Origin of the sequence: Dactylosporangium sp. NPDC005572, from assembly GCF_040605515.1 — a bacterium.
GTDB lineage: Bacteria > Actinomycetota > Actinomycetes > Mycobacteriales > Micromonosporaceae > Dactylosporangium.
Genome location: NZ_JBEXCY010000260.1, coordinates 1 through 14,741, shown reverse-complemented (window position 1 = coordinate 14,741; position 14,741 = coordinate 1). Strand labels below are relative to the sequence as shown.

10 protein-coding genes and 1 pseudogene are annotated in these 14,741 nt (G+C 76.1%); 2 read left to right on the top strand and 9 right to left on the bottom strand.

Going from position 1 to position 14,741, the window contains the following annotated elements:
- From ABZS66_RS54760 to ABZS66_RS54750, 3 genes are all read right to left on the bottom strand, one after another.
- Window positions 1–2,572 (bottom strand): AAA family ATPase (locus tag ABZS66_RS54760; RefSeq protein WP_354771747.1); only part of this gene is annotated, 2,572 nt, incomplete at its 3' end.
- A gap of 81 nt (window positions 2,573–2,653) precedes the next feature.
- A complete protein-coding gene (locus tag ABZS66_RS54755) occupies window positions 2,654–3,973 on the bottom strand; it encodes a hypothetical protein (RefSeq protein ID WP_354771745.1) in 1,320 nt (439 codons plus the stop codon).
- Between the two features lie 14 nt (window positions 3,974–3,987).
- Window positions 3,988–4,764 (bottom strand): fibronectin type III domain-containing protein, encoded by a 777-nt coding sequence (locus ABZS66_RS54750; protein WP_354771743.1) that lies wholly within the window; start codon window positions 4,762–4,764, stop codon window positions 3,988–3,990.
- A gap of 133 nt (window positions 4,765–4,897) precedes the next feature.
- Here ABZS66_RS54750 and ABZS66_RS54745 point away from each other — a divergent pair, with 133 nt between their 5' ends.
- The gene (locus tag ABZS66_RS54745; RefSeq protein WP_354771741.1) at window positions 4,898–6,526 is read left to right on the top strand and encodes an SseB family protein; all 1,629 of its coding nucleotides are present in this window, start codon (window positions 4,898–4,900) and stop codon (window positions 6,524–6,526) included.
- A 28-nt stretch (window positions 6,527–6,554) separates the two neighbouring features.
- Here the strand turns inward: ABZS66_RS54745 and ABZS66_RS54740 are convergent, their stop codons facing one another.
- Together ABZS66_RS54740 and ABZS66_RS54735 are read right to left on the bottom strand one after the other, a co-directional pair.
- Window positions 6,555–7,352: an IclR family transcriptional regulator C-terminal domain-containing protein gene (locus ABZS66_RS54740; RefSeq protein WP_354771739.1), complete on the bottom strand. Its 798-nt coding sequence runs from the start codon at window positions 7,350–7,352 to the stop codon at window positions 6,555–6,557.
- Between the two features lie 75 nt (window positions 7,353–7,427).
- Entirely contained in the window at window positions 7,428–7,946 is a 519-nt protein-coding gene (locus ABZS66_RS54735; protein WP_354771737.1) for a hypothetical protein, read from the bottom strand.
- A 203-nt stretch (window positions 7,947–8,149) separates the two neighbouring features.
- Between ABZS66_RS54735 and ABZS66_RS54730 the strand changes: the two genes are divergently transcribed.
- The gene (locus tag ABZS66_RS54730; RefSeq protein ID WP_354771735.1) at window positions 8,150–10,261 is read left to right on the top strand and encodes a hypothetical protein; all 2,112 of its coding nucleotides are present in this window, start codon (window positions 8,150–8,152) and stop codon (window positions 10,259–10,261) included.
- A 23-nt stretch (window positions 10,262–10,284) separates the two neighbouring features.
- Here the strand turns inward: ABZS66_RS54730 and ABZS66_RS54725 are convergent, their stop codons facing one another.
- The 4 genes and pseudogenes from ABZS66_RS54725 to ABZS66_RS54710 form a co-directional block, all read right to left on the bottom strand.
- Window positions 10,285–11,154: a hypothetical protein gene (locus ABZS66_RS54725; RefSeq protein ID WP_354771733.1), complete on the bottom strand. Its 870-nt coding sequence runs from the start codon at window positions 11,152–11,154 to the stop codon at window positions 10,285–10,287.
- Window position 11,155: 1 nt separating this feature from the next.
- Complete coding sequence (locus ABZS66_RS54720; RefSeq protein ID WP_354771731.1) at window positions 11,156–13,069, bottom strand: hypothetical protein; 1,914 nt, start codon at window positions 13,067–13,069, stop codon at window positions 11,156–11,158.
- 33 nt (window positions 13,070–13,102) lie between these two features.
- Window positions 13,103–14,398 (bottom strand): glycoside hydrolase family 6 protein, encoded by a 1,296-nt coding sequence (locus ABZS66_RS54715; RefSeq protein ID WP_354771729.1) that lies wholly within the window; start codon window positions 14,396–14,398, stop codon window positions 13,103–13,105.
- Window positions 14,399–14,475: 77 nt separating this feature from the next.
- Window positions 14,476–14,664, bottom strand: a pseudogene (locus ABZS66_RS54710) (hypothetical protein); the annotation flags it as partial.
- Between the last annotated feature and the right edge of the window lie 77 nt (window positions 14,665–14,741).

The following is a 14,741-nucleotide window of genomic DNA, read 5'->3' as shown; positions in this document are numbered from 1 at the left end:
CCGGGCGGCCGCGCAGGAGCGCGATCTCGGCCAGGTCGACGGCGTGCGACCCGGCGACGGCCGTGCGCCGCGTCAGCTCGGCGCCCTGCACCGCGCGCCGGAGCCACCGCTCGGCGTCGTCGAGCCGGCCCAGGGCGAGGGCGCTCTTGCCGAGCGCCGCCTGGACGAACATCGCGATGAACGGGCCCCGGCCGGACAGCCCGAAGGTCTCGTCCAGCGCGAGCGTCTCCCGCCACGCGTCGCCCGCCCGCCCCATCCAGCAGCCGATCTCGGCCGCGAGGGCGGTCGCCATCGCCTGGCAGACCGGATCGCCGAGGTCGGCGGCGGCCCGCCGGGCCGCCTCGACGGCCTCGTCCGCCGCGGCCAGGTCACCGCCCCGCAGCGCGACGATCGTCGTGACCACGTGGTGCCAGGCGACGAAGTGCGGGGAGCCGACCCGGTCGACGAGGGGGGTCACGTCGGCGAGGGCCCGCCGGGCCGGCTCCAGCCGGCTCTGCGTCGACCACGCGTGGGCGATGTGCCCGAGGGCCTGCGTGAGGCACCAGGTGTCGGCGGCCTCGCGGGCCAGCCCGACGGCCTCGGACAGCAGCGATCGCGCACGCTCCGGCGCCCGCGTGACGTCGATGCCGCCGAGCACCGTGAGGGCCCGGGCGGCGGCCCGGGTGTCGCCGAACTCCCGAGCCATGGCCAGCGCCGCGTTCGCCCGCTCCGTGGCCAGCGCGACGTCGGCCGACATGAACCCGAGGTACGCCGATCCCCACAACACCCGGGCCCGGTCCCCGGACGGCTCGGACCCCTCGGCGGCCAGGCTGTCGGCGAGGAAGCGCTGCCCCTCGGCGAAGTAGCCGCGCACCCCGAAGAACAGGCCCGCACCGGCGGCGAGGCGCAGCGCCTCGGCGCCCGTCCCGCCCGCGCACGCCTGGTCCATGGCGGCGCCCAGGTTGCCCCGCTCGTCGTCGAGCTCGTCCAGCCAGTCCCCCAGGCCGTCCGGTGCCCCGCCGGCGAACGGGTCGCGACCGGTCAGCTCGGTCGCGAACGCCAGCAGCCGGTCGCGCACCGGGCCGGGGTCCTCCAGCAGCTCCGCCGCGTACTGCCGGGTGGTCTCGAGCAGCCGGAACCGGCGGCCGGCCGGGCGGTCCTCGACGGCGATCAGCGACCTGTGCACGAGCGACGCGACGGTGCGCACGACGGCCTGTGGATCGAGCGGCGCGGCGCCGCACACGCGGCGGGCGCCGTCGAGCGAGAACCCGCCGCGGAACACCGACAACCGGGCCAGCAGCAGCCGCTCCTCGTGGTCGAGCAGGGCTACGCTCCACTCCAGGGACGCCCGCAGCGTGCGGTGCCGGGGATGGCCGCCGCGGCTGCCCCGGGTCAGCAGCCGGAGGCTGTCGTCGAGTGCCAGGGCGAGCTCCTGCGGCGTGAGCGCGGGCGTCTGCGCCGCGGCCAGCTCGATCGCGAGCGGCAGGCCGTCGAGCCGGGCGCAGATCTCCGCCACGGCGTCGACGTTGGACTCGTCCAGCCGGAACTCGGGCAGCGCCGAGCGGGCCCGGTCGGCGAACAGCTGGACCGCGTCGCAGTCGGCCACGCCGGCCTCGTCGAGGGGCACCGGCATGGCCGGCATCCGCCACACCCGCTCACCGGGCACGACGACGGCTTCCCGGCTCGTCGCGAGGAAGCGCAGGCCACCCGGCCCGGCCGGGCCGTCCAGCAGCGCGGCCAGCACCTCGGCGACGGAGTCCAGCACGTGCTCGCAGTTGTCCAGGACGACCAGGACCTCGTGGCCGGCGGCGTGCCGGCGCAGCAGCTCGACGTGCCCGGCGCCGGGCTGCTCCCGCAGCCCGAGCGCGGCGCTGATCGCCGGCGCCACCGGCTCGTCCCCGGCGAGCTGCTGCAGGTCGACCCAGCACGCGCCGTCGCGGTAGGCGCCGGCGAGCGACCGCGCGGCCTCGATCGCCAGCCGGGTCTTGCCCGACCCGCCCGGTCCCGTCACGGTCACCAGCCGCGACCGCGCGACCAGGTCGCGCAGCACGGTCACCTCCTGGCGCCGGCCGACGAACCGCGTCGACGGCATCGGCAACCGGTCCCCGGCCGGGTCGACCGGCGGCCCGGCCGGTGCACAGAGCGCGGCCAGCAGCTCCCGCAGGTCCTGCGGGGACCGAGGGGGATCGGCGGCGCCGAGGGCACCGCCGATCACCGACCTCATCCGCCACGCGGTCTTGTGGCTGACGCCGAGCTCCTGCTCGAGCCGGGCGACGGTGACCGTCCCGCCGGAGGCGGCGACGTGGTAGACGGCGTAGAACCACGTCCGCAGCCCGGTCGACGACTTCGCGAAGATCGTGCCCGCGGTGGGCGACAGGTGCCGGCCGCAGGTCGTGCACGTCCAGGCCCGCCGGCGGGCGGCCGTCCGGTAACGCCGGAACGTCCGCGAGCGCCCGCAGGTCGGGCAGGGCGCCTGGTCACCGGGCCCGTACCGGGCCGACCATAGCAGTTCCAGGCAGGCGTCCTCGTCCGGCAGCGCCCGCGCGAGCGCAGCGAGGCCGTTCCGCGACTCTGCGGACAGATCGGGCACCACGCGGTCAAGTAGTGCACTACTCCCGCTCTACCGTCAAGGGACCACCGCACATCCACGGTCACGGCAACACGTCCGAAACGCCTAGAACAGTTGCTGGTACCGCGCGGCCGCGCCCGGGTTGCAGCCCGCCGTGAGCGCGAACTTGCAGCCCTCGAGCACGAAGACCGACTCGTACTCCAGGCCGGTCGGGGAGTTGCGGGCCCGCTCGAACGCGTCGTGCATCTGCTGCACGAAGACCGCGTTGTCCTTGCCCTGCTGGCCCCACTCGGGAGACGTGAACGGCTTGCCGTGCGAGGCCACGAACGCCACCCACGCGTCGACGCCGACCGGCGCGCCGTGCGAGTCGGCCGCGTCCGGGGCATGGCCCCAGTCGTAGACGTCCGGGCCGGCCACGTCGACGAACTCGTCGCCGGGCCACACCGTGCGGACGTCGAGTCCGCCCTTCGAGTCGAAGTTGGGGTTCCACACGAGCCGGAACCCGCTCGAGACCGACTTGATGATGCCGTGCCAGCGCCGCCAGCAGGTCACCCAGCCGGCCGGGTCGGCCAGCGCGTCGTTCTGCGGGAACCAGTCGCCGTTCATCTCCCAGCCGAGCCGGACGTAGGCCTCCCCGCCCCAGACCTGCTTGAGGTTGGTGAAGACCGTGCGCATGTGCGTGTCGCTGGCGCCCGAGTTGCAGGTGCGGGCGTTCTCACCGAGCGCCCACATGGGCTGCGAGAACGACATCTTCCCCGCGAACCGGCCGTTGGTGAAGAAGTGCTCCTTCACGCTGGGCAGTGACTCCATCAGGCCCCAGGTCGTGAAGTTGTTCCAGGTCTCCCAGACCTCGACGGGCTTGCCGCGCCATTCGCCGAACGCGACGGGGTCCTCGACGCCGGCGCCGCTCAGCCCGGGCGGCCGGGCCCCGGCCGGGCCCGCCACCGGCCCGGCGCTGAGCGACCCGCTGGGCGAGGCACTGGGCGAGGCACTGGACGAGGCACTGGACGAGGTGCTGCCGGACCGTGCCGCGGCGGCGAACGCCAGGTAGTGCACGGTGACGTCGCCGTGGTAGACGGCGCCGGTGCTGGACCGGGCCGACAGGCGGAAGTTCGTCGCGGTGTACTGGTCGGTCGCCAACTGGAACGGCAGTGCTCCCGTGCCGGAGACGGGCGCCGCGAGGCTGACCACGACCGCGCCCGGCGCCCGGCCCAGCCGGTGCTCGATCGTGCACGTCCCGTCGGCCGCGGTGGCACACTGGCCGGTGCCGGCGTCGACGGTACCGTCCGAGTCGGCGGACGCCGACCCCAGCGTCAGCGCGACGATGCCGCCGGCGGCGACGGCGACGAGCGCGGCCAGCGCCGTCACGACCCGGCGACGGCCGGTCGACGGTTCACGCAGGCGAGCCAGCAGCGGGTGCTCCATGCCCTCTCCCTCCCTCACCCGGCGACCGGGACGACGGTGACGACGGCCGAGTCCGGCCCCTGGCCGTCGGCGTTGGCGCCGCGCAGCTTCAACTCGTACGTGTGGCCGTTGACGAACAGGCCGCCCGTCCAGCAGACATCGGCGATCGGGTACGGCATGAGCGTCCACTCCTGACCCTGTGTCACGTCGCGGTAGTACAGGTCGTAGCCGTCGGCGTTGACCGCCTTCTCCCAGCACAGCTTCACCTGGCCGTCGCCGGGCGTGGCCGTCAGACCGGCCGGCGCGGCGGGGCGCCGCGGATGGCCGGACGGCAGCATCGACGGCGAGTGGCCCGACGCGGCCGGCGCACCGAATGCGACGTAACTGACCGTCAGCTGTCCGGTGTAGACACTGCCGTCGGTGGTCAGCGCCCGCAGCCGGAAGCCGTCGCTGCTGTACTCGTCGGCCGCCAGCTGGTACGGCAGCGGGCCGGAGCCGTCGAGCGGGGCGTAGAGCGTGACCGCCACGGCCGCGGGAACCGCGCCGAGGCGGTGGGTGATCGTGCAGTGGCCGTCGGTGCCGGTGGTGCAGTCGGCGCGCCCCGCGTCGAGGACCGGGGCCGGGCTCTCGGCGGCGGCTGGGAGCAGTTCGAGGGTGACGAACCCCGCGGCTCCCGCGACAACGGCGGCCAGCGCGAGGGAGGCCGGTCGGCGCCATCCGGCGCGCCGGCCGCGGGATCGGTGGCGCCCGGCGGGCGCCTGGCGCGCAACGCCCGGCGCCACCGGCACGGTACCGTGCCGAAGCCATTCCATGCCGGGGACTGTAGCGTATGACGTATGTTGTTTCTACCCTTTGCTCGGGGATGAACTGTCGGCCACTTGCCGATGGCGTGTTGCTTGTGTTCTCGTACACAATGGGCTGTCATTCCTTGCGGAGGAGCCGGCGATGCAACCGACGGGACAGTGGCGGCCGGCCACGGCGACCGAGGACGCACTCCTGCGGGCGGTCGCCGACGACGACCGGGACCGCTACTTCGGGGTGCTCGCCGGCGTGAACCTGCTCGTCCTGGTCCGCCCGGTCGACGACGGTGCGGTCGCCGACCCGGACTGGGCGACCCGCGTCGACGACGGACGGGTCTCGCTCGTCGCGTTCACGTCCCGCGCGGCGATGGCTGTCCACGGCTCCACCCGGCCGCACGTGATCCTCGACCTGGCCCAGCTGGCCGGGTTGTGGCCGGACCCGGACTGGGGGCTGATGGTCAACCCCGGCCTGCCGATCGCGAGCCGCCTGCCGGGCTGGCTGGTGGCCCGGCTGGGCTCCGGGGAGCCGCCGGACCTCGGGCCCGAACCGGCCCCCGCGCCGGTCGCGGGCCCCGACTTCCGCCCGGCGAACCTCACCGAGCAGGCGCTGGTCGACGCCGTCCGGGAGGACGACTCGCTGCAGTTCCTCAAGATCGTGGCGGGCGCCACGGTACTGGTGGCCGTGGAGCCCGCGACGCCGCCCGACGCCGCGCCGGGTGATCACGACTTCGCCTGGCGGATCGTGGACCACGGCGAGCCCAGTGTCCTCGTCTTCACCTCGGCCGAGGCGCTGGCGGAGCGGCTCGGGCCAGGAGCCACGGCGATCCGGGCGCCGATGAGCGACGTGCTGCACAACTGGCCGCCCGGCCCGGTGTCGCTCGTCGTCAACGCGGGCTCGCCGATCGCCGTCCGGCTGCCCGCGGACCGGGTCGCGATACTGGCCGCCCGGGTGTTCGACGTCGCCGACCTGTGCCTGCCGAGCCCGGCGCCGGCCGCTCCGGTCCTGCTGCAGAAGGTGCTCGCGCACACCCAGGTGCCGCTGTTCCTCGACGACGGTCACGGCCGCGTCGGCGGCGTGTTCCACCATGTCGACGACGTGGCGGCGCTCAGCATCCCGGAGCTGGCCGCGCTGCCCGGGTTCGCGCCGCTGGACTGGATCACCGACCCGGAGGAGGGGTCGATCCACGTCATCCGGTGGCCCGCCTTCTGCCCTCAGTTGTACCGCCCCGTGGCCGGCCCGGAGCCGCTGTCCCTGGTCGGCTTCGGCGTCCTGCTGCCGCACCGCGCCCAGCTGCTGCGGATCTGGCCCGACGGCTACGAATCGCTGGTCGGCGAGTACGACGCCCGCGAGCGGTGCTGGCAGCCGGAGCGCGGCCCGGCCACCGATCCCTACCGGGGCGACCTGCGCGACGGGTACGTCGCCACGTGGGACGGCGAGGACTACCTGGCCTGGCCGGCGGCGGACGGCGTCCACCTCGGCGCCGCCCTGGCGGCCGGACCCGATATGGACCGGCCCGGCCATCCCGTGAAGCTCGACGAGCTCGACGCGTTGCGGTACCGCCGAACCACCGGCGTCTGGCGCGGCGAACGCTTCGTGGTCATCGGCGCGCACGGCGACTGGCTCCGGCTGGAGCTCGACCGGGACGAGCCGGGCCTCGGCGCGGAGCTGGGCCTGGAGGAGTTCGACCACCGGGTGTTCCAGACCTGGGCGGCCCGCGCCGACGTGGACGTGACCGAGGAACTGGTCGGCGAGTCGTTCTCGTTCTTCGACTGACGGGTCCGGGCCGCAGATCAGCCGCAGGTCAGCCGCGGGCCGCGAGGCCGTATGAGATGTTGCGGGCGGTCTGGACGAGCTCGCGGCGGTAGGTGCCCCGCAGGTGCTCCAGCGTGACGCTGGACGCGTCGTCACTGGCCGCGACCGCCGCGACCACCCGCCCGGTCACGTCCCGGACCGGGGCGGCCACCGACCGCTGGCCCGCCACCAGCTCCTGGTCGACGAGCGCGAAGCCCTGCCGCCGCACCTCGCCGATGGCCTCGCGCAGCCGCTGCGGCTCCCAGCGCTCCTGGTCGACGGCGTCGAGCCGTTCGTCGAGCGCGTCGTCGTCCAGGCCGGCGAGCAGCACCCGGCCCATCGACGTGGCGACGGCCGGCGTGCGTGCACCGACCGACACGTCGGCTGTGCGCTGGGTCTGTGCCCGCGCCACGTACAGGATGTCGGAACCGTCGAGCACCGACATCGAACACGACGCGCGCAGCCGCTCCGACAGCCGGACGAGGTGCTCGCGCGCGACCACGGGGATCGACGCGGAGGACAGGTAGGCATAGCCGAGCTCGAGCACGCGCGGCTGGAGGAAGAAGCGGCCGTCGACGCTCCCCACGTACCCGAGGGTGCGCAGCGTGTGCAGCGAGCGGCGCACGGAGGCCCGGGTCAGCCCGGTCCCCCGCGCCACGTCGGCGATGGTCAGCCGCCCGGAGGTGCCGGTGAAGCTGCGGATCACGGCGAGGCCGCGGTCGAGCGACTGCACATACTCCCCGGGCCAGTCGATGACCCGGACGTCGTCGGTGTTCGTCGTTGCTTGTGCGGTCTCTACGGCTGGCACTGCCTCCACCCTCCAACGCACTTGCGTGATACACCATCATGCGCGCGACGGAGGGTGTCTGTCACCTCTGCCAGGTCACTGCCCCTGGACCTGCTGGCGGAGACGGTTCATCCAGCCCTGCGCGGTGTGCCTGGGCACGCCGAAGTGCTGTGCGACCGCGGTGACGCTCTGCGTCCGCTCATAGACCTCCGCGAGGTCGTCGGGCATCTTGCGATAGGCGCGGCCGCCGAGCGAGCTGGGCGGCACGCTGGTCTCGACCTTCGGCTTGCCCCGGCGCCGCGGGCCTTCGGCGGCCCCGCGAGGCGCGGTGGACTGGGCGGCCGGCTGGGTGCGGCGCGGCGCGGCGGACTCGGCGGGGGCCGCGCTCTCGTCCGCGGCGGCGCCCGGCTGGCCGGCCCCACGCCCCGGGTTGATCGCGCGCAGCAGCAGGTCGAAGTCGACGTCCGGCATCCGGCCGCCGACGAGGCCGCCGCCGGTCGCCGACCTGACGTTGACCTCCATGACGCGCATGACGTCACCGTCGACGTCGACCGTGACGGTCGTCTGCGCCCCACTGCCGTCATCGGGGCTGATGGTGATGGTGTAAAGCCCCACCGTGTCTCCCTCCAACCGACCCCTCCGCAGCCCGGTGGAGCCCGGAGAGTGTTCGCCTAGCGCACAACACTACAGCCTGCAGAACCCCACATCCAATCCGGCGGGCCGGTGGACATGGTGATCACAATGGCGATTTTCAGTGGCGTATGACGCATGATTGGATTGCATCCAACACGCTGCGGCGCAGCTGCGCGAAGGGGACCATGATGGTGGCGGACCGGGACGGCGACATCGGCCGGAAGCCCGCCGGCGGCGCACAGGCCGCGCCGGCGCGGTACGGGGAGGAGGGCGTGCCGGAGCGTCCGGCCGAATCGCGGTCCAACGGGCGCCATCGGCAGCCCGACGGCCACGACCCCCGGCCGGCCGAGGCGGCGGTGCCCGACGCGTGGGAGACCGACGCGTCGGAGACCGGCGCGTGGGAGGCGGGCGAGCCGGACCGCGGCGAGCCCGATCCGCGGTGGCGGATCCCGAGGCCCCGCGCGGTGCCGCCCGAGCCGGAGGCGTACGGGTCGGAGGCGCACGCACGGCCCGAGCCGGCGGCGGCGCGCGACGACCGGACGACGGAACCGCCCGGCGGTGCCCAGATGGCAGCGCGGCGCCCGGCGCCACCGCGCGCATATCCGCCCCCACCGTCCACACCACACCCCTCCACACCACAGCCGTCCACACCACGGGCGGCCCCGCCACAGCCGGCCACACCACAGCCGGCCGAGGGGCCGCCGCGTCGCGTCGCCGCTGCACCGGCCGGGACGCCACAGGCGCGGCCGGAGCAGGCGGAGCGCGATGACGGGCGCCGCCGGGCGCGGCTGGACTCGGCCGACGAGGCGTGGCTGGCTGCGCTGGCCGCCCCCGAGCCGGAGGAGCATGAACCCTGGTCGGCGGGACCGTCGTCCAGGGAGGACCGGAGGGTCTCGGCAGAGCGAACGGAGCGGACCGACCGAGCCGGGCGAGCCGACCGGACGGGCTCGGCAGCGCCGATGGAGCAGACAGAACGGACCGACCGGACTGAACGGACCGAGCGACCCGAGCGCGCCGAGCGGGCACAGCCGGCAGACCGGGCAGAGCGAGCCGAGCGGGCGCAGCCAAGGGACCGGGCACTGCGAGCTGAGCGAGCACAGCCGACGGACCGGGCAGACCAAGCCGAGCGGGCGCAGCCGGCGGACCGGGCCCACGGCGACGGCCATCGGGACGGCGGGACGGCCGCCAGCGACCGCGCGGGCGACGACGCCCACCTGGGCTGGACCGCGGCAGGCGCCGGCGACGCGGACTGGCTGGCCGGACCGACCCGGGCCCTGGCGGCGGCCGACACGACGGTCGCCGGCCGGCAACGGCAACCGGCCGCCGGCGCGGGAGCGGGTGCGGGTGCGGCCGACCCGGGGCCGTGGCGCCCGAGCGCACCGGAGGATGACCGGGGGGCAACAGAAGGCGAGTCGGCGGCGGCGCCGGTCGTGGCGGTCCTGCGCGCCCTCGCCGACGCGGACGTCCGGGCGAGCGGCCGCGGTACCGTGCTCGCCCGCGCCGTGCGGGCGCTGACCCTCGGGCTGGTCGACCCGGGGGCCATCGAGGCGCTCGACCTGGAGCGCGACCTGGTGGCGTCGGTGTGCGCGCCGCAGCGCAGGGCGCGGGTCGTCGCGGTCGTGTCCGGGCACGGCGGCGCCGGCACGACGACGACCGCCGCGGGCATCGCCCTGACGCTCGCGGCGCTGCGCCAGGACGCGACCGTGCTGGCGGACGCCCGGGCGGGGACCGGGTCGATCACCAACCGGCTCGCCGGGCGGGTCGGGCCCGGCCTGCGACAGGTCGCCGACGGCCCGCGGTCGGCGCTGCCGTTCGTCGGCGGCGGCGGCCTGCGTACCGTCGACGGCGCGCCGCCGTCCGAGCCGCTCGGCGCCGGTGAGATGCGCGCCGCGGTCGACGAGCTCACGGTGACGCACACGTTCACGCTGCTGGATGTCGGCAACGACCTGTCGCCGGCCGGGCAGGAGGCGGTCCGGCTGGCCGACCAGGTGGTCGTCGTGACCACCGCGAGCGACGAGGGACTGCGCAGCGCGCAGGTCGTGCTCGACCGCATCGGTGACCGGGAGGGCGACGCCTGGGTGTCGACGGTGTTCGCGGTCGTACGGATGCGGCCCGAGTCCGACGGACGGGCGCACCGCCGGCTCCGGCGGCTGACGGAGGGGTCCGCGGAGGCCGCGCTCATCCCCCACGACCGGTACCTCAGCTCCGGTGGCCGCATCGAACCGTCCCGGCTGCGCCCGGCCACCCGGCAGGCGTACCTGGCGCTCGCCGCACTCGTCGCGGGCGCCGGGGCGTAACCAGGGGCGTAGGGCCGTCGCGCTCAGCTCGCCGTCAGGGCCGCGAGGGCCAGGAACGCCTCGCGGGTGGCCGGGCGCAGGTCCGCCGGCTCGAGCGGGCCGGGCCGGCACAGTGCCCGGTCGTGCGGCACCAGCACGAGCCGGGCCACGTCGGCGCTGATCTCCTCGTGCAGGCGGCGGACCAGCCGCCGGTGGGCCGCGGGCGCGGGGCAGACGACGGCGACGGCGGCCGCCGCCGCGGTGCCGGGGTCGGCCCGCCAGAGCCGGTCCAGGGTAAGGCGGGCGCCGTCGACGGCGGCCGCGGTCGGGGCGGTGACCACGACCGCCCGGTCGGCCAGCAGGGCCAGGTCCCCCGGGTCGTCGCCGAGGTCGAGCACGACGAACGCGTGCCGGACGGTGAGCGAGGCGAGCACCCGCCGCAGCCCGGCCCGGGTCACCGGATCGCGGTGCGGTGCGGCGTCGACCACACCGAGGCCGCTGCGGGTGGTGCGGGACACCGCGCGGTCGCCGTCGCGGGCCACGTCACGCACGGTCGGCGCGGCGGGGCCGCGCCGGTCCCCGGTCAGCCGGTCGGCGAGCGAGCCGGCGCCGGTCTGCGCGTCGACGAGGACCGCCGGGTCGTCGCGGAGCGCGGCGAGGGTCGTGGCGATGCCCGCCGCCGTGGTCGTGGCGCCGGTACCGCCGGAGCCCGACAGCACGGCCACGACGCGCGGGCGCGGCAGCGGGCGGCGGACCGCCTCGACGAGCTGCCGTTCGAGCTCGGCCGCCTCGGTCGCGCCGGAGGAGGCGAGGCCGAGCGTGAGGGCCCGGACGGCCCGGGCGATGCGCTGGGAGCGGGCGATTCCCGGGCTGCGGGCCTCCGCCAGGTCGCGCAGGATCAGCGATGCGTCCATCTCAGGCCCTGCGCAGCGCCAGCAGTACACCTGACTGATGCGCCCCGGCATCGCGACTCACGGTGCGGGTGCCGGTGGCGCCGCCGGCGGCCGCCTGGTCGAACAGGACGATGCCGGTCCACGGCCGGGCCGAGACGCCCGCCCGCACCGCCATCCCGCCCGACGCGCCCGCCCACGCCCCGGCGGTCTCGTTGGAGCAGACCCCGGCCACCAGCACCAGGCGGCTGCCGGCGGGCGCGCCGAGCCCGGGGACGGTCAGGGTCGCGCCGCCGCCGTTGTACCCGGTGGTCGCGGCCACGACCGGCGACGACCGGTCCACCCCGCGGTAGACGATCACCGCCGAGGAACTGGCACCGTAGTCGGCGAAGGTCACGACCACGTCGGTGTCGCCGGCCTGTGCGGTGCGCCGGAAGACCAGCGTCCGCGGCCGGAAACCACCGCCGCCCGTGGCCGCGGCGACGAGCGTGAACCCGGCGACGGTCGGCACCGGCTCGTCGTCGTACAGCTCGACCGCGGCGATGATCTGGTCTCCGGGGCGTACCGCGGCAGGCAGCGCGTGCCGGTAGGTCAGTTGGCTGCCCGGGTCGGTGATGATCGACGCGGTGCCGACCTGGGTGATCGGCACGGTGCTGGCCACCGGCGCGGGCGTCGTCGGGTCCGGCCGCGTCGTCGCGCTCGACGCCGCGACGGAGGCCGACGTGCCCGGCTGCGGCGGAGCCGAGTCGCTGGCCTGGACGCTGCCGGAGGCGGTCGCCGGGCCGCTGCCCGGCGGGACGGAGGCCGGTCCCGGTGCGCCGCCCGCGGCGGCCAGCCGGGTCGACGGGCCGGCCGGCAGCCGGTACCCCGTCAGGAACTCCAGCAGCGGATCGGCGCTCCAGCCCGCGTTGCCGACGGTGCAGCCGGCGACGGGCGTGCCCGGCCGCCAGCCGCGAACCGCGGCCCCGGCGATGCCCGCGGTGAAGGACGCGTCGAGCTTGGCCCGCAGGGCACGCACCCGCTGGGGCCAGCTCACGCAGCGGGTGTCCTCCGGGCGGCCCGTGTCGAACGCCGCCGTGGGGTCGCCGTCGCGGCTGGCCAGGATCCCCACGTCGGCCAGCACGAGCGGCTTCCCGGCGGCCCGCGCCTGGGCGAGGGCGTCGGCGAGGTGCGGCGACGGGCCGGCGTTCATGTCGAAGTCGGTGAGCGTGGCGACGTCGACGCCCGGGCTGTCGTGCAGCAGGCGCCAGTCGGTGGCCCCGCCGTAGACCCAGGGTGCCCGGGCACCGGACGCGACGAGCTGGTGCGGGGCGGCGCGGTGCAGCACCGCGCCGGCGGCGTCGTAGAAGCGGCGCAGGTCGGCCGCGCCGGCCTGCGTGCCCGGGGCGCTCAACAGCTCCCACACGGCGACCGCCGGCTCGTCCCGGAACCGCTCCGCGACGGTGCGCAGCCACGGCAGGTACGACTCGGTGTACCCGCCGCGGTACCACGCCTCGGTCAGCTCCGGCCCGTCCGCGGCCGCCGCGGCGTCGGCCGCGGGACACGTGCCGGAGCTCGCCCCGAGCACCAGGGTGAGCAGCTGGTCGTGGCGGGCCGCGGCGGCGACGACCCGTTCGACGTCGGGCAGCCGCATGTCTGCGGTGGCCCAGGTACGCACCATCGAGCGGGGCGGCAGCCCGGCGAAGAACCGGTCGAGGTCGCCCGGTTCGGGCCCGCGTGCCCCCGGGCCGCACGGGACCAGGCCGGGGACGGTCTGGCCGGCGTAGCGGTACTCCCGCCCGTCGAGCATCAGCAGGTCGCGGTCGCGGGTGAGGAACCCGTCCGGCCCGCCGAGGCGGGCGACGAGCACCGCCGCACCGGCGGTCACCGCGAGCGCCAGCAGCGCGAGCGCGACCCGAACACCGGTCCGGCGGTGCAGCCCGGCAACCGTGGTAACCAACCCGTGGCCTCCAGCGTGTGTCGTGTCGCCCGGTCAGCCGCCCCACGCGGCCCGGGCCAGGCCCAGCGCGTACTCCGGCATCCACGCTCCGGCGGCGGGTCCGCCGTTGCATGGGCCGTCCGAGTCGCCGGGCACCTTGATCCACAGCAGGGCGTCGGCGTGGGCCCCACCCGCGTTCGCGGTCGGCGCCGCCCCCAGCGCCCGGCCCGGCGGGTTGCACCAGTCGGCGGCGGACAGCGGGCCGTTGCCGTTGCGGCCGGTGTCCACGACGTAGTGGGCGGCGCCGCCGAGGCCGGCGACGATCTGCTCGCCGTAGCGGATGCTCGACTCGGTGGTGGCAAAGTTGGACACGTTCAGGGCGAACCCGCGCGCCCTGGCCACCCCGGCGGCGCGCAGCCGCTCGACCATGGTCGCGGCGTCCAGCCAGAGCGCGTTGCCGGCGTCGAGGTAGACCGCGGTGGCCGGGCCGGCGCCGAGCACGCCGACGGCGTCGCCGAGCATCCGGTACCGGGCGGCGGTGTCGCCGCACAGCTGTGCGAGCCCGTCGGGTTCGAGGACCACGGCGGCGCGCCTGGCGCCGATGCCGACGGCGAGGGCGCGGATCCAGGCGCCGTAGCCGGCCTCGTCGCCGGCGCCGCCGCGGGAGTGGCCGCCGCAGTCCCGGCCGGGGAGGTTGTATGCGACGAGCACCGGCGTCGCGCCCGTGGCCGCGGCCTCGGTCACGGCCGCGTCGGCGGCGGCGCGCACGTCGGCCGTCCAGTCGCCGAGCCAGAGCGCGGTCGGGGTGCGGGCCAGGCGGTCCATGAGGGCTGCGTCGGCGGGCCGGCCGGCGCGCCATTCGGTCGCCTGCCGGGCCGCCTTGGGATGGGAGCCGGCCACGCCGCCGGCGAACGGCGACCCGGCGGCGGCGCCCGGCGGCGCGGATGAGGGGTCCACCGCGGAGGGTCCCGACGATGGCCCGCCGCCGAGGGCGACCGCGTAGCTGACGGTCAGCGGGCCCGCGTAGGGGCCGTCCGGGGTGACGGCGCGCAGCCGGAAGTCGGTGGCGGTGAAGCCGTCCGCGCCGAGCCGCGGAATGGGCCCGGTCGCGGGGCCGTGCAGGGTCACGACGACGGCGGCCGGAGCCCGCCCGAGGTGGTGCTCGATGCGGCAGTACCCCTCGCGATCGGTCGTGCAGGAGGCCACGCCGGTGGCGCGGGTGGCCGCGTCGTCGGCGCCGGCCGGCCGCACGGCCAGGATCCCGAGGCCGGCGGCGGCAAGGAGGGTGCCGGCGGTCGCCAGCCGCGCCGCCCCGCCGAGCCGCGGGGTGGCCGGACGATCAATGCGCATCCTCGGTCCTTCGAGTCGCGGGAACCAGGGGTGAGAGTGCGCACTAGCCTATGTCGTATGTCGCTTTTAGTCGAGCATCACGACTCGATGCCCACGGCCGGCACACCGACGGTGCCGAGGCGCTCACGCAGCCGGATCATCCAGCCCTGCGCGGTGTGCCGGGGGACGCCGTAGTGGGTGGCGACGGCGTTGACGCTGCGGGCCTGCGCGTAGACCTCCGCGAGGTCCTCCGGCATCCGGCGGTAGGCGCGGGTCCGCAGTGACGTGCCGCCGGCCCGGTCGACCGCTGCTCCCTCGGCGGCCGTGCGCCTTCGAGGGCGGCCCGACGTGTTCTATCGCGAGG

What these genes read in the sequence shown, in the direction of transcription:
- ABZS66_RS54755 (WP_354771745.1), bottom strand. Translation starts at nt 3,973, where the DNA reads ATGGAGCACCCGCTGCTGGCTCGCCTGCGTGAACCGTCGACCGGCCGT.
- ABZS66_RS54750 (WP_354771743.1), bottom strand. Translation starts at nt 4,764, where the DNA reads ATGGAATGGCTTCGGCACGGTACCGTGCCGGTGGCGCCGGGCGTTGCG.
- ABZS66_RS54745 (WP_354771741.1), top strand. Translation starts at nt 4,898, where the DNA reads ATGCAACCGACGGGACAGTGGCGGCCGGCCACGGCGACCGAGGACGCA.
- ABZS66_RS54730 (WP_354771735.1), top strand. Translation starts at nt 8,150, where the DNA reads ATGATGGTGGCGGACCGGGACGGCGACATCGGCCGGAAGCCCGCCGGC.
- ABZS66_RS54725 (WP_354771733.1), bottom strand. Translation starts at nt 11,154, where the DNA reads ATGGACGCATCGCTGATCCTGCGCGACCTGGCGGAGGCCCGCAGCCCG.
- ABZS66_RS54715 (WP_354771729.1), bottom strand. Translation starts at nt 14,398, where the DNA reads ATGCGCATTGATCGTCCGGCCACCCCGCGGCTCGGCGGGGCGGCGCGG.